At 70.6% G+C, this 18,794-nt stretch carries 16 protein-coding genes and 1 tRNA gene; 4 read left to right on the top strand and 13 right to left on the bottom strand.

What is annotated here, in order from left to right; translation table 11 throughout:
• Window positions 1-267: 267 nt before the first annotated feature.
• The 7 genes from rho to ACTWJ8_RS25915 form a co-directional block, all read right to left on the bottom strand.
• Window positions 268-2,331, bottom strand: coding sequence for a transcription termination factor Rho (rho, locus tag ACTWJ8_RS25945; RefSeq protein ID WP_443260405.1), 2,064 nt, complete (start codon window positions 2,329-2,331; stop codon window positions 268-270).
• A 395-nt stretch (window positions 2,332-2,726) separates the two neighbouring features.
• Window positions 2,727-3,644, bottom strand: coding sequence for a homoserine kinase (gene thrB, locus ACTWJ8_RS25940; protein ID WP_356373957.1), 918 nt, complete (start codon window positions 3,642-3,644; stop codon window positions 2,727-2,729).
• A gap of 305 nt (window positions 3,645-3,949) precedes the next feature.
• Window positions 3,950-5,008: a threonine synthase gene (gene thrC, locus ACTWJ8_RS25935; protein WP_443264993.1), complete on the bottom strand. Its 1,059-nt coding sequence runs from the start codon at window positions 5,006-5,008 to the stop codon at window positions 3,950-3,952.
• Window positions 5,009-5,022: 14 nt separating this feature from the next.
• The gene (locus ACTWJ8_RS25930) at window positions 5,023-6,315 is read right to left on the bottom strand and encodes a homoserine dehydrogenase (RefSeq protein WP_356373958.1); all 1,293 of its coding nucleotides are present in this window, start codon (window positions 6,313-6,315) and stop codon (window positions 5,023-5,025) included.
• 105 nt (window positions 6,316-6,420) lie between these two features.
• Window positions 6,421-7,812 carry a diaminopimelate decarboxylase gene (lysA, locus tag ACTWJ8_RS25925; protein WP_443260404.1) on the bottom strand — a complete coding sequence of 464 codons (1,392 nt, stop codon included), beginning with the start codon at window positions 7,810-7,812 and terminating at the stop codon, window positions 6,421-6,423.
• A gap of 32 nt (window positions 7,813-7,844) precedes the next feature.
• Window positions 7,845-8,900: an ArgS-related anticodon-binding protein NrtL gene (gene nrtL, locus ACTWJ8_RS25920; protein WP_443260403.1), complete on the bottom strand. Its 1,056-nt coding sequence runs from the start codon at window positions 8,898-8,900 to the stop codon at window positions 7,845-7,847.
• An 81-nt stretch (window positions 8,901-8,981) separates the two neighbouring features.
• On the bottom strand, window positions 8,982-9,470 hold the full coding sequence (locus ACTWJ8_RS25915; RefSeq protein ID WP_443260402.1) for a response regulator: 489 nt from the start codon (window positions 9,468-9,470) through the stop codon (window positions 8,982-8,984).
• Between the two features lie 93 nt (window positions 9,471-9,563).
• Here ACTWJ8_RS25915 and ACTWJ8_RS25910 point away from each other — a divergent pair.
• A tRNA-Arg gene (locus ACTWJ8_RS25910) sits at window positions 9,564-9,635 on the top strand.
• A gap of 70 nt (window positions 9,636-9,705) precedes the next feature.
• Here ACTWJ8_RS25910 and ACTWJ8_RS25905 read toward each other — a convergent pair.
• From ACTWJ8_RS25905 to ACTWJ8_RS25890, 4 genes are read right to left on the bottom strand one after another with little or no spacing between them, the layout of a single operon-like run.
• Complete coding sequence (locus tag ACTWJ8_RS25905; protein ID WP_356373962.1) at window positions 9,706-10,167, bottom strand: MaoC family dehydratase; 462 nt, start codon at window positions 10,165-10,167, stop codon at window positions 9,706-9,708.
• A gap of 5 nt (window positions 10,168-10,172) precedes the next feature.
• A complete protein-coding gene (gene menE, locus ACTWJ8_RS25900) occupies window positions 10,173-11,666 on the bottom strand; it encodes an o-succinylbenzoate--CoA ligase (RefSeq protein WP_443260401.1) in 1,494 nt (497 codons plus the stop codon).
• A gap of 9 nt (window positions 11,667-11,675) precedes the next feature.
• Window positions 11,676-12,551 (bottom strand): amidohydrolase family protein, encoded by an 876-nt coding sequence (locus ACTWJ8_RS25895; protein ID WP_443260400.1) that lies wholly within the window; start codon window positions 12,549-12,551, stop codon window positions 11,676-11,678.
• Between the two features lie 5 nt (window positions 12,552-12,556).
• Window positions 12,557-13,471 carry an SDR family NAD(P)-dependent oxidoreductase gene (locus ACTWJ8_RS25890; protein WP_356373965.1) on the bottom strand — a complete coding sequence of 305 codons (915 nt, stop codon included), beginning with the start codon at window positions 13,469-13,471 and terminating at the stop codon, window positions 12,557-12,559.
• Between the two features lie 139 nt (window positions 13,472-13,610).
• On the opposite strand from ACTWJ8_RS25890, the gene ACTWJ8_RS25885 reads away from it, so the two are divergent.
• A complete protein-coding gene (locus tag ACTWJ8_RS25885) occupies window positions 13,611-14,072 on the top strand; it encodes a MarR family winged helix-turn-helix transcriptional regulator (protein ID WP_356373966.1) in 462 nt (153 codons plus the stop codon).
• Window positions 14,073-14,311: 239 nt separating this feature from the next.
• Complete coding sequence (locus ACTWJ8_RS25880; RefSeq protein WP_356373967.1) at window positions 14,312-15,466, top strand: acyltransferase family protein; 1,155 nt, start codon at window positions 14,312-14,314, stop codon at window positions 15,464-15,466.
• Between the two features lie 20 nt (window positions 15,467-15,486).
• On the opposite strand, the gene ku is transcribed toward ACTWJ8_RS25880, so the two are convergent.
• Window positions 15,487-16,542, bottom strand: a complete 1,056-nt coding sequence (gene ku, locus ACTWJ8_RS25875; protein WP_443260399.1) for a non-homologous end joining protein Ku — start codon at window positions 16,540-16,542, stop codon at window positions 15,487-15,489.
• Between the two features lie 72 nt (window positions 16,543-16,614).
• Between ku and ligD the strand changes: the two genes are divergently transcribed.
• On the top strand, window positions 16,615-17,496 hold the full coding sequence (gene ligD / locus ACTWJ8_RS25870) for a non-homologous end-joining DNA ligase (protein ID WP_443260398.1): 882 nt from the start codon (window positions 16,615-16,617) through the stop codon (window positions 17,494-17,496).
• 401 nt (window positions 17,497-17,897) lie between these two features.
• Here ligD and ACTWJ8_RS25865 read toward each other — a convergent pair whose 3' ends face one another.
• The gene (locus ACTWJ8_RS25865) at window positions 17,898-18,689 is read right to left on the bottom strand and encodes a nuclease-related domain-containing protein (RefSeq protein WP_443260397.1); all 792 of its coding nucleotides are present in this window, start codon (window positions 18,687-18,689) and stop codon (window positions 17,898-17,900) included.
• Between the last annotated feature and the right edge of the window lie 105 nt (window positions 18,690-18,794).

Below are 18,794 nucleotides of genomic sequence, written 5' to 3'. Positions count from 1 at the left end.
GACGGACCGCCAAGAAGGGTTGCACAGACAGATGTGCGCACTCCGGGGCGAAGGTGCGACCGTACGTAGCGGCAGTAACCCACCGCAACCCTCTCACCTGCACTTTCACGCCCATGTGCCGCATGCTTCACAGAAGGCACAGAGCCTTATACGTGTGGTGAAGGTCTCCGCGCCACGAGTGCCCCGATCCGCGCCGACCAGGCGGAAAAGGGCTGGGCCCCGCCGCGTGGTGCGGCGGGGCCCAGCCCTGTGGAGCGCGGTGAAGCGTCAGTCGTTGCCGTTGCCCGGCGTCGGCGTCGTCTTCTGGATCTGCAGCAGGAACTCCGCGTTGGACTTCGTCTGCTTCATCTTGTCGAGCAGCAGCTCGATCGCCTGCTGCTGGTCGAGCGCGTGCAGCACGCGACGCAGCTTCCAGGTGATCGCCAGCTCGTCGCTGCCGAGCAGGATCTCTTCCTTGCGGGTACCGGACGCGTCCACGTCCACCGCCGGGAAGATGCGCTTGTCGGCGAGCTTGCGGTCGAGCTTGAGCTCGGCGTTGCCGGTGCCCTTGAACTCCTCGAAGATGACCTCGTCCATGCGGGACCCGGTGTCCACCAGGGCGGTGGCGAGGATGGTCAGCGAACCGCCGTCCTCGATGTTGCGGGCCGCACCGAAGAAGCGCTTCGGCGGGTACAGGGCGGTCGAGTCGACACCACCGGACAGGATGCGTCCGGAGGCCGGGGCGGCGAGGTTGTACGCGCGGCCCAGGCGGGTGATCGAGTCGAGCAGCACGACGACGTCGTGGCCCAGCTCCACGAGGCGCTTGGCGCGCTCGATGGCGAGCTCGGCGACCGTGGTGTGGTCCTCGGCGGGACGGTCGAAGGTCGAGGAGATGACCTCGCCCTTCACCGACCGCTGCATGTCGGTGACCTCTTCCGGACGCTCGTCGACCAGGACGACCATCAGGTGGCACTCGGGGTTGTTGTGCGTGATCGCGTTGGCGATCGCCTGCATGATCATGGTCTTGCCGGTCTTCGGCGGGGCCACGATCAGACCGCGCTGGCCCTTGCCGATGGGCGAGACGAGGTCGATGATGCGGGTCGTCAGCACGCCCGGGTCCGTCTCCAGGCGGAGGCGGTCCTGCGGGTACAGCGGCGTCAGCTTGTTGAACTCCGGCCGCCCGCGCCCGGATTCGGGCGCCATGCCGTTGACGGAGTCGAGGCGGACCAGCGCGTTGAACTTCTCGCGGCGCTCGCCCTCCTTCGGCTGCCGCACGGCGCCGGTGACGTGGTCGCCCTTGCGCAGGCCGTTCTTGCGGACCTGGGCCAGCGAGACGTAGACGTCATTGGGACCCGGCAGGTAGCCCGACGTACGGATGAAGGCGTAGTTGTCGAGGATGTCGAGGATGCCCGCGACGGGGATCAGGACGTCGTCCTCGGAGATCTGCGGCTCGTTGCCGAAGTCCTCGCGGCCGCGACGGCCACGGCGGTCGCGGTAGCGGCCCCGGCGACCGCGGCGACCGCCGCCGTCGTCGTCGTAGCCGTCGTCCTGCTGGTTGTTGTTCCGGCCGCCGCCCTGCTGCTGCTGTCGGCCGCCGCCCTGGTTGTTGCCCTGGTCGTCGCCCTTGCCGCCGCGGCGGTCACGGTCACGGCCGCCACGGCCGCCCTGGCGGTCACGGTCGCGACGGTCGCGGCGACCCTCGTGGTTGCCGCCGTCCTGGCCGTCGCCCTTGGATCCGTCGCCGCCGTCCTGCTTGTCCTGCTGGCGGTCCTGCTTGTCCTGGCGGCCCTCGGACTTCGCCTCCGAGGAGACCGTCTCGGGGCTGCCCGCGTCGGCGGTGGCCCGGCGGCGACGGCGCTCACCGGCCGGCTGCTCGTCGCCCGCGCCCTGACCGGGGATCTCGATCTGCTGCTGGGCGGAGGACTTCTTCGCCTTGGCGTCGCCCGCCTCGGCCTGCTGCGCCTTGTCGGCCTTGCCGCCCGACTTCGCGGGCGCGGCCTCGGCCGGGGACTCCTCGCCGGTGCGGGCCTTCGAGGTGGCCCGCCGCTTCGGCTTCGTCTCGGCGGCGTCGGCGCTCTTCGCGGGGGCCTGCGCGTTGCCTCCCCCGGACTGCGCCTCCTTGATGACCTCGATCAGCTGGCTCTTGCGCATCCGCGCGGTGCCCTTGATTCCGAGGCCCGATGCGACCTGCTGCAGCTCGGCCAGCACCATGCCGTCAAGGCCGGTGCCGCGGCGCCGCCGGGAGCCCGAAGCACCGGCGGCGGGCGCGGCGGAGGCGTCCGCAGAGGACGCGGCGGGCGCGGCAGCGGAGCTGTCGGCAGTCACGCCCATCAGATCGGTGGTGTCGCTCACGAAGGGTCCTTCCCTGGAGCGGACGTCGGCCTGTCTGGCTCGGCGACCGGTTGTGCTGTCCGGCGGGGGGTCCTGCCTGTACGGACCGTGCCGGGGCGGTTGTCCGCCACTGAGGCGGAAGAATTCGGTGGTGACGACGTTGCCCGATTCCGCGAATGCACTGGATTTCTGTGTCACGCGGCTCGGTCAAGCCGGTTCCGGAGCGTGCTCGCCGCTCTTCAGCGCCACGTCCCGACGGACGAGAAAGATGCGCGGAATTGCTGGGGAGGCTCCCGGAAGAATTGTCCCTGACGGGGACACACAGCACCTCGCCATGGTAGGGCCGGGTGCAGACTTGAGGTTAACACTACCGGATCCAACAAACATTCCCCCTCTCGTATTCCGGCAACCGGGTGTCAGGAGCCAAGCGGCAGCACGCTCGCTCCGTCGACGTCGAGGGCGAGCCGGTTCGCGGCCCAGCCCTCCCCGGCCAGCCGGGCGACCTTGTCGGCCGTTTCTTCCTCCACCAGGGCGAGGACCGTCGGCCCCGCCCCGGAGATCATCGCGGGCACCCCGTCGGCCCGCAGCCGCTCCACCAGGGCGGCGCTCTCCGGCATCGCGGGCGCCCGGTACTCCTGGTGCAGACGGTCCTCGGTGGCCGGGAGCAGCAGCTCGGGGCGCCTGGTCAGGGCCTCGACGAGCAGGGCCGCCCGGCCCGCGTTGGCCGCGGCGTCCACGTGCGGGACGGAGCGCGGCAGGAGTCCTCGCGCCATTTCGGTGAGGACGGGCTTCCCGGGGACGAAGACCACCGGGACGACGGAGGGGTCCGCGTCGAGCCGGATCGCGCGGCCCGCGCCGGTCTCGGTCCACGCGATGGTGAAGCCGCCGAGCAGGCAGGGGGCCACGTTGTCGGGGTGGCCCTCGATCTCGGTGGCGAGTTCGAGCAGCGCCGCGTCGTCGAGCAGCGCGTTCCCGCCTATGGTCACGGCGCGGGCGGCGACCACGGCCGCGACGATCGCGGCGGAGGAGGAGCCGAGGCCGCGGCCGTGCGGGATGCGGTTGGCGCAGACGATCTCGAGGCCGCGCGGCTGTCCGCCGAGGGCGTCGAAGGCCGTGCGCAGGGCGCGTACGAGAAGGTGCGACTCGTCGCGGGGCAGGGTGTCGGAACCCTCACCCGCGATGTCGATGTGCAGCCCGGAGTCGGCGACCCTGACGACCACGTCGTCGTAGAGCCCCAGCGACAGGCCCAGCGAGTCGAAACCCGGGCCGAGATTGGCGCTGGTGGCGGGAACGCGCACCCTTACGGCGGCGGCGCGGAAAGCAGGACCGGCCATCGCTGGATGACTCTCCTTGAGCTGCGGGATGTTTCGAGAACTTCCGATGTCTTGTGATGCGTCGATGTGTGGTGGAGCGTGCGTCGACACCCGGGCCGCGATCGACAGAACGGCGGCAGCACCGCGGCATATGCGCGGTGGGCGGGTTGGATACAGCCTATCGAAGGAAGGTTCAGTGGCGACATAGGGCGCACAGGAGGCGCACGATACGTGTCGTAAGCCCCCTGTGCACCCCCTGTACGGAAAAGCCCAGTTGACGAGGTGTCAACGTCGCCTAAGGAGATCGCTGGAGAACGCTTCGGGGATCAGGCGAGGCCGAGGCGCTCGGCTGCCGCGGCGGCGTCGACCGGCACGGTGACGGGCTGCGGGGCGCCGGCGACGGCCCAGTCCGGGTCCTTCAGGCCGTTGCCCGTGACGGTGCAGACGATCTTCTGGCCCGGGTCGACCTTGCCCTGCTCGGCCGCCTTCAGCAGACCGGCGACCGACGAGGCGGACGCAGGCTCGACGAAGACACCCTCCTGGGACGCCAACAGCTTGTAGGCGCGCAGGATCTCACGGTCCGTCACCTCGTCGATGAAGCCGCCCGACTCGTCGCGCGCGGCGAGCGCGTGCTGCCACGACGCGGGGTTGCCGATGCGAATCGCGGTGGCGATCGTCGACGGGTCCTTGACGACCTCGCCGCGCACGATCGGCGCGGAACCGGAGGCCTGGAAGCCCCACATCCGGGGCGTACGGGAGGCGACGCCGTCGGCGGCGTACTCCTTGTAGCCCTTCCAGTAGGCCGTGATGTTGCCGGCGTTGCCGACGGGCAGCACGTGGATGTCGGGCGCGTCGCCGAGGGCGTCCACGATCTCGAACGAGGCGGTCTTCTGGCCCTCGATGCGGAACGGGTTGACCGAGTTCACCAGCGCCACCGGGTAGTTCTCGGAGAGGCCGCGGGCGAGGTTGAGGCAGTCGTCGAAGTTGCCGTCGACCTGGAGGATCTTCGAGCCGTAGACCAGCGCCTGGCCCATCTTGCCGAGCGCGATCTTGCCCTGCGGCACGAGGACGGCGCAGACCATGCCGGCGCGCACGGCGTACGCGGCGGCGGAGGCCGAGGTGTTGCCGGTGGAGGCGCAGATGACGGCCTGCGCGCCCTCCTCCTTGGCCTTCGTGATGGCCATGGTCATCCCGCGGTCCTTGAAGGAGCCGGTCGGGTTGGCACCCTCGACCTTCAGGTGCACCTCACAGCCGGTGCGCTCGGAGAGCATCTGCGCCGGTACGAGCGGCGTGCCGCCCTCGCGCAGTGTCACGACCGGCGTGGTGTCGGTCACCGGGAGCCGGTCCCGGTACTCCTCGATGATGCCGCGCCACTGGTGGGTCATTCCGGTCATCCCTGCTACTCCCCTTCAACACGCATGATGCTGGCGACACCGCGCACGGTGTCGAGCTGACGCAGCGCGTCCACGGTCCCGGTGAGGGCCGCGTCCGCCGCGCGATGGGTGACGACGACGAGCGATGCCTCGCCGTCCTTCCCCGACTGACGCACGGTGTCGATGGAGACACCGTGCTCGGCGAAGACCGTCGCCACCTGCGCGAGAACGCCGGGCTTGTCGGCCACGTCGAGGCTGATGTGGTACCGCGTCACGACATCGCCCATCGGCGAGACGGGCAGCTGCGTGTACGCGGAGTCGCCGGGTCCCGTCGCACCATTGAGGCGGTTGCGGCATACGGCGACGAGGTCGCCGAGTACGGCGGACGCGGTCGGCGAGCCGCCGGCCCCGGGCCCGTAGAACATCAGCTGGCCCGCGGCCTCGGCCTCGACGAACACGGCGTTGTAGGCGCCGCGCACGGAGGCGAGCGGGTGGCTGAGCGGAATCATCGCGGGGTGCACGCGGGCGGTGACGGACCGCCCGTCGGCGGCCCGCTCGCAGATCGCGAGCAGCTTGATGGTGCAGCCCATCTGCTTCGCGGACGCGAAGTCGGCGGCGGTCACCTCGGTCATGCCCTCGCGGTACACGTCGTCGAGACGTACGCGGGTGTGGAAGGCGATCCCGGCGAGGATGGCGGCCTTGGCGGCGGCGTCGAAGCCCTCGACGTCGGCGGTCGGGTCGGCCTCGGCGTACCCGAGGGCGGTCGCCTCGTCGAGCGCTTCCTGGTAGCCGGCGCCGGTGGTGTCCATGGCGTCGAGGATGAAGTTGGTCGTCCCGTTGACGATGCCGAGGACACGGTTGACCTTGTCGCCCGCGAGCGACTCCCGCAGCGGCCTGACCAGCGGAATCGCCCCGGCGACCGCGGCCTCGTAATAGAGGTCCTCACCGTGCTCGACGGCGGCGGCGTGCAGGGCCTCGCCGTCCTGGGCGACGAGCGCCTTGTTGGCGGAGACGACGGAGGCGCCGTGCTCGAACGCGGTCGTGATGAGGGAGCGGGCGGGCTCGATGCCACCGATCACCTCGACCACGACGTCGATGTCGCCGCGTTTCACGAGCGCGGTGGCGTCGGTGGTGACCAGTGCGGGATCGATTCCCTCACGCACACGGTCGGGCCGCCGCACGGCCACTCCCGCGAGCTCGACGGGGGCGCCGATCCGGTTGGCGAGGTCGTCGGCGTGCGTCGTCATGATGCGCGCCACCTCTGAGCCGACAACCCCACAGCCCAGCAGCGCCACCTTCAGCGGACGCGTACGCATCATCCGACCTCGTTTCCTCTACTGCTTCGTATTTCTGCGGTGGGTCCAGTCTCACCCACCGGACCGGGGTTTCAGCCCCCGGTCCGGATCGTGAGACGTAGATTTCATTTATCCGACGTCGAGACGCAGGAGATCTTCCTCCGTCTCGCGGCGGACGATCACCCGGGCCTCGCCGTCGCGGACGGCGACGACGGGCGGGCGAAGCGCGTGGTTGTAGTTGCTGGCCATGGAGCGGCAGTACGCGCCGGTGGCCGGCACGGCGATCAGGTCACCGGCGGCGACGTCGGCGGGCAGGAACGCGTCCTTCACGACAATGTCGCCACTCTCACAGTGCTTGCCGACGACGCGGACGAGCATCGGCTCGGCGTCGGAGCGGCGGGAGACGAGGGCGACGGTGTACTCGGCGTCGTACAGGGCCGTACGGATGTTGTCGGACATGCCGCCGTCGACGGAGACGTAGGTCCGCAGTCCTTCGAGCGGCTTGACGGTGCCGACGGTGTAGAGCGTGAAGGCGGTCGGGCCGACGATGGCGCGCCCCGGCTCGACGGAGATGCGAGGAGTCCGCAGGGACGCGGCCTCGCACTCACGGCTCACGATCTCGTTGAGCGCCTTGGCGATCTCGTGCGGCTCGCGCGGGTCGTCATCGCTCGTGTACGCGATGCCGAGGCCGCCGCCGAGGTCGATCTCGGGCAGCTCGACGCCGTGCTCGTCGCGGATCTCGGCGAGCAGTCCGACGACGCGGCGTGCGGCGACTTCAAAACCCGCCATGTCGAAGATCTGCGACCCGATGTGCGAGTGAATGCCGATGAGCTCAATGCCGTCGAGCTTGAGCGCGCGCCGCACGGCTTCCGCGGCCTGTCCGTCGGCGAGCGCGATGCCGAACTTCTGGTCCTCGTGCGCGGTCGCGATGAACTCGTGGGTGTGCGCCTCGACGCCGACCGTGACGCGGATCTGCACGCGCTGCCGCTTGCCGAGGCCGTCGGCGATGTGGGAGACGCGCACGATCTCCTGGAAGGAGTCGAGGACGATGCGCCCGACGCCCGCCTGGACCGCGCGGGCGATCTCCTCCTCGGTCTTGTTGTTGCCGTGGAAGGCGATGCGCTCGGGGGGCATCCCGGCGGAGAGCGCGGTGGCCAGCTCGCCGCCGGAGCACACGTCGAGGTTCAGCCCCTCCTCGTGCAGCCACCGCACGACGGCGCGGGAGAGGAAGGCCTTGCCGGCGTAGAAGACGTCGGCGTCGGGCCCGAAGGCGTCGCGCCAGGCGGCGCACCTGGCCCTGAAGTCGGCCTCGTCGAGGAAGTACGCGGGGGTGCCGAACTCCTCGGCGAGCCGGGCGACCTCGACGCCGCCGACGGACACCGAGCCGTCCTCGGCGCGGGCCACGGTCTGCGCCCACACCTTCGGGTCGAGGGCGTTGAGGTCGGCGGGCGGGGCGCTCCAGTGCCCCTCGGGGAGCACGTCGGCGTGGCGGGGGCCTGCGGGGTGTGCGGAACGGCTCATGGCTGCGGTGGCTCTCTTCGTCTACTTCTGTGTCACAGATGTGCGGGGGCGTCGATGCCGAGCAGGGTCAGGCCGCCTGCGAGCACCGTCCCGACGGCTTCGGCGAGCGCGAGCCGGGCACGGTGGGCGGCCGAGGGTTTCTCCTCGCCTTGGGGCAGTACGGACGGGTGGAGCTCCGCGAGGAACGTGTCGGCGACGGAGACGAGGTGCCGGGCAAGCCGGTCGGGGGCGTGCCGCTCGGCGGCGGCGCGGAGGATGCGGGGGCGGTCGGCGAGGGCGGCGAGGAGGTCCTGCTGCCCGGGTACGTCGCCGGGGGCGGCCGTGAATCCGAGGTCGGCGGCGTTGCGCGTGAGGGCGCGGCTGCGGGCGTGGGCGTACTGGACGCGGAAGAGCGGATTGGCCTCGCGCCGGTCGAGGTGCTCGGCGCCGATGCGGGGGTGATCGTGTCCTGCGGGGTGCAGCAGCGCCCAGCGGGCGGCGTCGCGGCCGAGGGGGGTGGGGTCGGCGGGGGCCGGCACGGGGCGGATGTCGATGTCGCCGGGTTCGGCCCCGCCGACGTCGTCGACACGCACGCCGAGCAGGTCGGCCCACTCGGGGCCGGGGGCCCCGGCGCACACGGTCCTTACGGAAACCCCCTGCGACCGCAACAGCCTGCCGACGGCATCCATGACGACGAGGGCGCGCACGTCGCGGGGGGCGTGAAGCCGGACGGCCTGGCCGGTGGCTTCTTCGGCGAACCCGTACCGATGCCCGCCGCCCAGAATCTCCGCGACGAGCGCGCCGGACGCGGCCCCGGGCTCCGCCATCCTGAAATTGAGGAACCCGGGCCCGGTGACGACGACGTCCTCGATCCCCGGGCTGTCCCCCAGCCGACGGGAGAGGATCTCGGCGACCTGGCGCGGGGGCCGGCCCGCGGGGCGGGCGAGCTGGAGCGCGACATTGGTGGCGTAGTCCCCTGTGCCCCCGGCCCTCGGCCGCTCGACGACGACCCGCTGCCCGGCCGTGCACACGGCAGCATCCAGCTCACCGTCGTCGACCGCGCGGCGGACGGCGCGCAGGACGGTGCGGGAGAGCTCGGCGGGGGTCACGGGACAAGCGTATGGGAGGAGGGGGGTGGGTAGGCGACTCGGTTTCCCGGAAGGTCCGCGATACGGACGCCGGCGCCGGGCTCAGGCTCCGGCGGTCCGCCTGGCCTGCTCCGGGCCGTCCGCGTGAGCGGAACCACCCCCGCCACGCCCCCGCTCACTCAACTGCCGTACGACCCGCACCAGTTCACCGGGCTCGAAGGGCTTGGCGAGGAAGGCGTCCACGCCGACCTCGAGCCCGCTCTCCACCTCGTACTGGGTGCAGGCGCTGACGACGACGATGGGCAGGTCGCGCGTACGGGGATCACTGCGGAGCCGGGCGGCGGTGCGCAGCCCGTCGAGCCGGGGCATGACGACGTCCAGCGTGACGACATCGGGCCCCACCTGGTCGATCACGTCCAAACACTCGGCACCATCGGCCGCGGTCACGACCTCGAAGCCCTCCAGCTCGAGATTGACCCTGATCAGCTGCCGAATGACCTTGTTGTCGTCCACGACAAGGACTCGGCCGGACGCGCCTGGCACAACTCGAGAGTAGGTCGACACCGGCCACCGCGTCCGGGTTTTCCCCACTTCCGCCCCGTACCGGCGACCCAGTAACCCGTTCCTGAGAACCCCGACCGAGCTGGTAGTGTTCTCTCCGTCGCCACGCACAGCGCGGCACACGCCCCCGTAGCTCAGGGGATAGAGCAACGGCCTCCGGAGCCGTGTGCGCAGGTTCGAATCCTGCCGGGGGCACCTCGTAGTAGGTGCCCGAAGACCCCGAATCCAGCCTCGCCGCTGAGTTCGGGGTCTTTTTGCGTGTGCGTCACTCGTAGAAGCGCGACACCGACTGGAGGACCGCCGCCGGTTTCGGGGAATCGGCGATTTCTATTGTCGCGTCGATCGTGATCTGGGCGCCGTTGCCGGGGACCTCTTCCACCGAGGCGATGGATGCCGACAGGCGGATGCGGGAGCCGGCCTTCACGGGGGACGGGAAGCGGACCTTGTTGAGGCCGTAGTTGATTTTGGTGGTGACGTTGTCGACGTCCAGGAGGGACGTGAAGAGGGGGATGAAGAGGGAGAGGGTGAGGTAGCCGTGGGCGATGGGGGCGCCGAAGGGGCCGGCGGCGGCGCGGTCGGGGTCGACGTGGATCCACTGGTGGTCGCCCGTGGCGTCGGCGAAGGTGTTGATGCGGTCCTGGGTGATCTCCAGCCAGTCGCTGGTGCCGAGGTCCGTGCCGGCCGGCAGCTTCTTGAGTTCGGTCAGGCCGTTCACCGTGAGGGGCATGCTCGTCAGCCGTTCTGTGCGTAGGTGTCCCGCAGGCGGGATTTGATGAGCTTTCCCGAGGCCGTGCGCGGGAGTTCGTCCGTGAAGGTCAGGGATTTGGGGATCTTGTACTTCGCCAACTGGCCGGTGAGGGAGGACAGGAGGGCCGACGCGTCCGGGGTTGATCCGGGGGCCGGGACCACCACTGCTCTGGGGACCTCGCCCCATTTGGCGTCGGGGACGCCGATCACCGCGCACTCGGCCACGTCGGGGTGGGCCAGGAGGGCGGCCTCGATCTCGGCGGGGTAGATGTTCTCGCCGCCGGAGATGATCATGTCCTTGAAGCGGTCGACGATCGTGACGTAGCCGTCCGGGTCCACGCGCGCCGCGTCGCCCGTCCGGAACCAGCCGTCGGTGAAGGCCGCCTCGGTCTCCGCCGGCAGGCCCCAGTAGCCCGGCATCACGTGCGGGCCGCGGACCACCACCTCGCCCGTCTCGCCGACGCCCACCGGCGCCAGGTCGGGCCCCACCACCTGCACGTCGCTGAAGAAGTGCGGCACGCCCGCCGAGCCCGCCTTGCTCACCGCGTGCTCCGCGTCGAGGAAGAGGGTGCCGGGGGCCGCCTCCGTCATGCCGTAGCCCTGGAGGAAGGTGAGGCCGCGTTCCTGGTACGTCGAGATGAGGGGCGGTGGGACGGGGGCTCCGCCGCAGGTCAAGATGCGCAGGGAGGAGAGGTCCGCCGTCTCCCACGCGGGCTGGCGGGCCAGCAGGTCGAACATCGTCGGCACGCCGAACATGAAGGTGACTCGATGGCGCTGCAACAGATCGAACGTTGCCGCCGGGTCGAAGGACTCGACCAGGACGCACGTGCCGCCCTTCAGGAATACCGGCAGCGTCAGCATGTTCAGGCCCGCCGTGTGGAAGAGCGGCGCCGAGACCAGGGCCACCTCGTCGGCGATCAGGTCGTGGTCGACCAGGACGTTGACCGCGTTCCAGGTCAGGTTGGCGTGCGTGAGCATCGCACCCTTGGGGCGGCCCGTCGTGCCCGAGGTGTACATGATGAGGCAGACGTCGTCGGCGGCGACCGCCTCGTCGATCGGGTCGGAAGGGGCCGATGCGAGCAACTCGTCGTAGGACGGGCCCTCGGCCTCGATCGTCAGAGGGACGGACAAGGCCGTCGCCGCCTCCGTGTGGCCCGTGTGGAGGAGGGTTGTCGCTCCTGAGTCCCTTATCTGGTAGGCGAGTTCGGGTGTCGACAGGCGCGTGTTGAGCGGGACGAAGACCGCGCCGAGGGTGCCCGCCGCGAACAGCGTCTCCAGGTACGAGGGGTGGTTCGGGCCGAGATGCGCGACGCGGTCGCCGCGGCGGACGCCCCGGGCGCGCAGGGCATGGGCGAGGCGGGTGGTGCGGGCGTGCAGGTCCGCGTACGTGTACGTCGTGCCGTTGTGGATCAGGGCGGTGCGGTGCGGGGTCTTGCGGGCCCGGCGTGCGGGCCACGACCCCAGTCCCTCGTTGCGCATCCGAGCCTCCTACGGCTTCGTGAGCCCGAGCAGCCGGGCCGCGTTCTCCTTGAGGATCTTGGGGCGGACCTCGTCCTTGATCTGGAGCTTCGCGAAGTCGGCGAGCCAGCGGTCGGGGGTGAGGACCGGGTAGTCGGAGCCGAACAGGACCTTGTCCTTGAGGAGCGTGTTCGCGTACTGGATGAGCTGCGGCGGGAAGTACTTCGGGGACCAGCCGGAGAGGTCGATGTGCACGCCGGGCTTGTGGGTCGCGACGGCGAGGGCCTCGTCCTGCCAGGGGAAGGACGGGTGGGCCAGGATGATCTTGAGGTGCGGGAAGTCGGCCGCGACATCGTCCACGTGCAGGGGGTTGGAGTACTTCAGGCGGATTCCGCCGCCTCCGGGGACGCCCGCGCCGATGCCGGTCTGGCCGGTGTGGAAGAGGGCGATGGTGCCGGTTTCCTCGATCAGCTCGTAGAGGTCGTAGGCCACCGCGCGGTCGTTGGGGAAGAAGCCCTGGATGGAGGGGTGGAACTTGAAGCCCTTGACTCCGTACTCCTCGACCAGACGGCGGGCCTGCTTCACTCCCGCCCTGCCGCGGAACGGGTCGATCGAGGCGAAGGGGATGAAGACGTCGGGGTTGGCGGCGGCCGCCTCGGCCACCTCCTCGTTGGGGACCGGCGGCGTGCCCGTCGCGGACTCGGCGTCGACCGTGAAGACGACCGCGGCCATCCGGCGCTCGCGGTAGTACGCGGCCATCTCCTCGAGCGTGGGCTTCCGGTTGCCCTCGGTCTTGAAGTACGCGGACGAGGCCGCGTGCAGGTCCTCGTCGAGGGAGGCGTGTCCCTTGGACGAGACCTCCGCGTGGGTGTGGACGTCGATCGCCGTCAGTTCGTCGATGTTCATGGCGGTCACTCCCCCGGGAGCTTCGGAGCCGGGATGCCGACCGTCTGGAGTTCGGCGCCGACCGACGTCGGCCACGCCTCGGCGAGCGTGTCGGGGGTCCAGCCCCCGTCCGCGTAGGCCGCCCTGATCTCCTGCGGGTGGGACCAGAGGGTGAGGCGGTCGCCGCCGATGCCGATGGCCTGGCCCGTGACGGCGCGGGCCGCGTCCGACGCGAGGAAGGGGACGAGGGCCGCGCAGTCCTCGGGGGTGCCGAAGCCCTCGCCCTTGCGGAGGAAGGACGGGAGCGGTTCGCCGCCGCGGAGGGCCTCGACGTAGGGGGCGAAGGCCGGGATGGTCTCGGTCATGGCGGTCGCGGCGACGGGGACGATCGCGTTGACCGTGATGTCCGCGCGGGCCAGCTCCATCGACCAGGTGCGGGCCATGGCGACGATGCCGGCCTTGGCGGCGGCGTAGTTCGTCTGGCCGAAATTGCCCCGCTGTCCCGCGGGCGAGCCGACGAGGACGAGGGTGCCGCCCTCGCCCTGCTCGCGCATCCGGACGGCGGCGGCGCGGGCGCAGGTGAAGGTGCCCTTGAGGTGGGTGGTGACGACGGCGTCGAAGTCCTCGTCGGTCATCTTCCACAGCACCTTGTCGCGCAGGATGCCGGCGTTGGTGACGAGGACGTCGAGGCGGCCGAACTCGCTCACGGCCCGCGCCACCAGACGGTCCGCGGCCTCGGCCGTGCCGACCGGGACGACCTCGGCGACGGCCGTGCCGCCCGCCTCCCGGATGGACTTCACGGCCGCCTCTGCCACCGCCTCGTCGACGTCGTTGACGACGACGGAGGCGCCGTGGGCGGCGAGGGCGTGGGCGTAGGAGAGGCCGAGGCCGCGGCCGGCGCCGGTGACGACGGCCGCCTTTCCGGTGAGATCGATGGACACGTGCGGGTCCCTTCCTGCCGGACGAATCGGGGGCAAGAAGGAAGCTAAGAGCAATAATTGGTGACGTCAATAGTTGTCGTCGACCCCAGGGTGCGAGAGACTGGCGCGGCACACCGCAGGCCCACCCCAGGGAGACCGCATGACCCCCGCCCCGATCGACGCGCACGAGCCATGGATGCGCGGGCTGCACGCCGACACGGGCTATCTGCTGTACCGGCTCGGGCTGAGATCAGGACAACTTTTCAACGCCTCGTTGCAGGAGTCGGGGCTGCGCCTGCGGCACTACGCCGTACTGCGATTTCTGGCCACGGGAGAGGGCGCGCCGCAGCGGGAGTTGAGCGCGCGACTGGGCTACGACCCGAGCGCGATCGTGGGCCTGGTCGACGACTTGGAGAAGGCGTCGTTCGTCGAGCGGCGGCCCGCTCCCGGCGACCGCCGCACCCGGATCGTCGTACTGACCGACCAGGGGCGGGACTTTCTACGCGGTTCGGACGAGGCGGGACTGCGCGTGACACGCGAACTGCTCGCGCCGCTGGACGCGGAGGAGTGCGAGACCCTGCACGGGCTGCTGTTGCGGGTCGCGGAGGCCGGCCTGGGGTGAGGTTTCCGTAAGGCGTATTTTCGGCCGTTGTCGACTTCTCGCTACGGCGACCGTCAGCCAACACGTTTGAGTGATTGTCATTCCTGCTCAGGACTGTGAGAGCCGCCACGCGGGCCCGATCCAGGTTTACTCGTGCCCCACCGCATGACTACGGTTCGGTCGATGTCTCGCAGCCACTTGAACCTCACAAATCCAGGAAGATGCGTATCCGGTAGCCGGGGTTCCCAACGGGAGGGATCGTGAGCGAACCGGTACAGCTCGCGGCTCATCGGGCCCCGCTGCCCGATCAGCAGGACGCCGTCGCACAGCCCGCGAGCCCTCCGTCCCGGAGACATGCGGCCACCCCGAACGCCGCCGCGGCGAAGAAGTCCGGCAAGGCGAGGGACGCGTTCTACGACAACGCCAAGTACCTGGCGATCGTCCTGGTCGCGATGGGCCACTCCTGGGAGCCGCTGCGCGACGGGAGCCGGGCGGCGTCCGCGCTCTACATCACGGTCTACACCTTCCACATGCCGGCGTTCATCGTCATCTCCGGCTACTTCTCGCGGTCGTTCGACGCGAGCCCGGCGCGGCTGAAGCGGCTGATCACGGGTGTGGCGGTGCCGTACGTGGTGTTCGAGGTCGTCTACACGCTCTTCAAGCGGTACGCGGGTGACGACCCCGGTTACGACTTCAGCCTCCTGGACCCCTGGTACCTCACCTGGTTCCTCGTCTCGCTGTTCGTGTGGCGCCTGAGCACGCCGATCTGGAAGACGATCCGCTGGCCGCTGCCGGTGGCGCTCGGCATCGCCGCGCTCGCCTCGGTCTCCCCCAGCATCGGCGACGACCTGGACATGCAGCGCCTGCTCCAGTTCCTGCCGTTCTTCGTGCTCGGCCTGTGCCTGAAGCCGGAGCACTTCCAGCTGGTGCGCCGCAAGGAGGCGCGGATCATCGCGGTTCCGGTGTTCGCCGGTGCCCTGCTGTTCGCGTACTGGGCGGCGCCGCGGATGACCGCCGCGTGGACGTACCACCGGGACAGCGCGCAGGAGTTGGGCGCCCCGGGCTGGACCGGCATCGTCATGACGCTGGCCATGTTCGGCTGCTCGGTGATCCTCACGGCCTGCTTCTTCGCGTGGGTGCCGGGCCGCAAGCTCTGGTTCACGGCGCTCGGCGCGGGCACGCTGTACGGCTACCTGCTGCACGGCTTCGTCGCCAAGGGCTCCCGCTTCTGGGACTGGTACGAGGTGGACTGGGTGCACACCCCGTGGGGTGAGGTCGTGGTGACGCTGTTCGCCGCCGCCCTCATCACCGTGCTCTGCACGCCACCGGTGCAGCGGATGTTCCGGTTCGTGATGGAGCCGAAGATGGAGTGGGCGTTCAAGCGGGACGCCGCCAAGCTGGCACGGAGCCGATAGGCCCCGCGCGGGACCGCTCCCTAAGCCGACGCCTTCTTGCGAGGCGTCGGCTTCTTCTTTGCCGAGGCCGTCGACTTCCTGGCGGTGCTGGTCTTCTTGGCCGTCGTGCTCTTCTTGGCCGCTGTCGTCTTCTTGGCGGTCGTCTTCTTCGCCGCCGTGGTCTTCTTCGCCGGGGCCGACTTCTTGGCGGGCGCGGCCTTCTTCGCCGGCGACTTCTTCGTGGCGGCCTTCCCGCTCGTACGGGAACGGGAGGACAGCTCCGTCACCTCGGCGACGTCCTCGCCCTCCTCGCCCTCGTCGCGCGCCTTCTTGGCGGCGCGGACGCTGCTCTCCAAGGCCGACATGAGGTCGATGACCTTGCCGCCGCCTTCGGACTTCTTCCGGGGCGCCACGGGTTCCGTGCCGGAGGTCTTCGCCTCGATCATCTCCTCGACGGCCTCCCGGTAGTCGTCGTGGAGCGAGTCCATGTCGACCTCGCCGAGGGTGTCCATCAGGGCGTCCGCGAGATCGAGTTCGGCGTCGCGGACCGTGACCTCGGCGTCGGGGGCGGCGTTCTCGGGGGCCCTGATCTCGTCGGGCCAGAGCAGTCCGTGCATCGCGATGACGTCCTCGACGACCCGCAGCATGCCGAGCCGCTCGCGGCCGCGCAGCGCGAACTTGGCGATGGCCACCTTGTTGCTCCGCTTGAGCGCCTCGCGCAGCAGTGTGTACGGCTTGGCGGCCTGGGCGCCGTTCGTCTGGAGGTAGTAGGCCGTGCCCATCTGGAGCGGGTCGATCCGGTCGGACGGCACGAAGGCGACGATCTCGATCGTCTTGGCCGTGGGGATGGGGAGCTGGGCCAGATCGTCCTCGGTGATCGGGATGATCGAGCCGTCGGCCTCCTCGTACCCCTTGCCGATCTCGTCGTTCGGGATCTCCTTGTCCTCCAGCTCGCACACCTTGTGGTAGCGGATGCGGCCGCCGTCCTCCAGGTGGATCTGGCGGAAGGAGATCGAGTGGTTCTCGGTGGCGTTGACCAGCTTGATCGGGATGCTGACCAGGCCGAAGGAGATGGCGCCGTTCCATATGGAGCGCACGGTGGGCCTCCCGGTTCGCGCCGATGCACGACATAGCGGACAAAACGGGCTGGATTGCCAGAGTATTACCGTATGGCGCCCATGACAGAAGTGGAGGGGCGGCGGATCGCCCTCAGCAATCTGGACAAGGTCATCTATCCGGAGTCCGGGTTCACCAAGGGTGAGCTGCTGCACTACTACGCGACGGTGGCGGACGCGCTGCTTCCGCAGTTGCGGGGACGACCGGTGTCCTTCCTGCGCTTTCCCGACGGCCCCGACGGGCAGCGGTTCTTCGCCAAGAACGTGCCGCCCGGCACACCCTCCTGGGTGAACACGGCGGAGGTGACGCGCTCGGACGGGGTCTCGCGGCAGGTCCTCGTCGACGATCTGCCGACGCTGATGTGGGCGGCGAACCTCGTCACCGAATTCCATACGCCGCAGTGGCGGGCCGACGCGCCCGCGCAGGCCGACCGGCTCGTCTTCGACCTGGACCCCGGGGCGCCGGCCGACATCGTGCAGTGCTGCGAGGTGGCGGTGTGGCTGCGGGAGCGGCTCGCGCGGGACGGGCTCGAGGCGTACGCGAAGACGTCGGGGTCGAAGGGTCTGCATCTGCTGGTGCCGCTGGTGCCGACGGCGTCCGAGCGGGTCAGCGCGTACGCGAAGGAGCTCGCGCGGGAGGCGGAGGCGGGGCTGCCGGGGCTCGTGGTGCATCGGATGGCGCGGAAGCTGCGGGCGGGGAAGGTGTTCGTGGACCACAGCCAGAACGCCGCGGCGAAGACGACGGCGGCGGCCTACACGGTCCGTGCGCGGGTGTCTCCGACGGTTTCGGCGCCGGTTTCCTGGGCGGAGGTGGAGGGGTGCGGGGTGGCGGGGGATCTTGTTTTTGTCGCGGCGGATGTTGCTGCGCGGCTTGGGCGGGACGGGGATTTGTTGGCGGGGCTCTTTGAGGTCGACCGGGCGGGGGTGTTGCCGTGATGCCGCTGGCTGTGGGCGGATGGGCTTGCGGTCGCGGGGCTCCGCCCCGGGCCCCGCGCCTCAAACGCCGGCGGGGCTGAAGATGCCGAACCGGCGTTACGCACTCGGGGCTCCGCCCCGGACCCCGCGCCTCAAACGCCGGCGGGGCTGATTTCGCCGAACCGGCGCTGCGGTCGCGGGGCTCTGCCCCGGGCCCCGCTGCTCAATCGCCGCAGGGGCTCAATTGTCCGGGCCTCCCCTGCCGGGGGCCGCAGGGAGGCTTGATTGACCAGATCTCCACGCCGGACACCACAGAGAGGCTCGACCGGCCGGACCTCCACGCCGGACACCACAGAGAGGCTTGATTGGCCGGGCTGGCTTCGCTGGCAGTGCTGTAGGGGGTGGGGCGGCGAGGAGTGGGCTCACGCTCGCGTCCACGTCCCCCTGTCCCTCGCCAGCATGTGGAGGGCCTCCACGTCCGCCGGCTTCAGGTGGCCGCCCGTGCGGGCGAGGGTAGGGAGGGTGGTGTCGGTGAAGAGGTGGGGGGCGGGTGGGACGGCGGATGAGGGGGTTACCAGGACCAGGGCCGGGTGGACCTCTGCCGTGAGGGCGTAGGAGCAGCGGGACGCGTCGGCGCGGGCGCGGCGGAGGAGGGGCTGGGGTTCCGCGCGGCCGATGGTCACGAAGGGGTCGGCCACCCGGACCCGGCGGCCCCGCGCGGGCACCGTGTGGAGGGCGTAGAGGCCGCCGGGGCCGATGACCAGGTGGTGGACGTACGTACCGCCGGGGAGCGGCACCGCGTGCAGCACCCGCCAGCCCGCCGCCTCCAGGCCGTCGAGCACCTCGCCCACCCGTTGCTGCGCGGCGAGCGCCCTGCGGCGCGGGTCGGCGCGCAGCCTGCGGGGCGGGCCGGGGTCGCGGTCCAGGGCGACGGCGAGGTGCTCGCCGGGCCGGTTCGGCGCGAGGTCGTCGTCGGGGTGGAGGGCGAGGCCCGCGAGCTCGGCGGGGGTCGGCACCGGGGGCGGTCCGACGGCGACGCTGCCGACCAGGAACGGGCGGAGGGCTTCGAGGGCGTCCCCGCCGCGCGCCTCGTCGAGCAGGCTCACCCGGTCCGCCTCCCGGTCGTACCAGGCGACGGTCCCGCCGTCCTCCCCGCACACGTAGAGCCACTCCCGGCCGTGCCGCCAGGTCGGTATGACGCGCAGTCCGCTCATGCCCCATCACCCCATGCCCATGGGAGCAGCAAGCCCGTCGCAGGGCAAGAAGTCCGCAGGCCCGGCATGATGACCTTCGCGAACCGTTCGTCCCGGCAGGCAGGA

This window comes from Streptomyces sp. SDT5-1 (genome assembly GCF_052245995.1).
Classification (GTDB): Bacteria; Actinomycetota; Actinomycetes; order Streptomycetales; family Streptomycetaceae; genus Streptomyces.
Note: the sequence above shows the minus strand (reverse complement) of the source record. Positions and strands in the feature narration are given on the sequence as shown.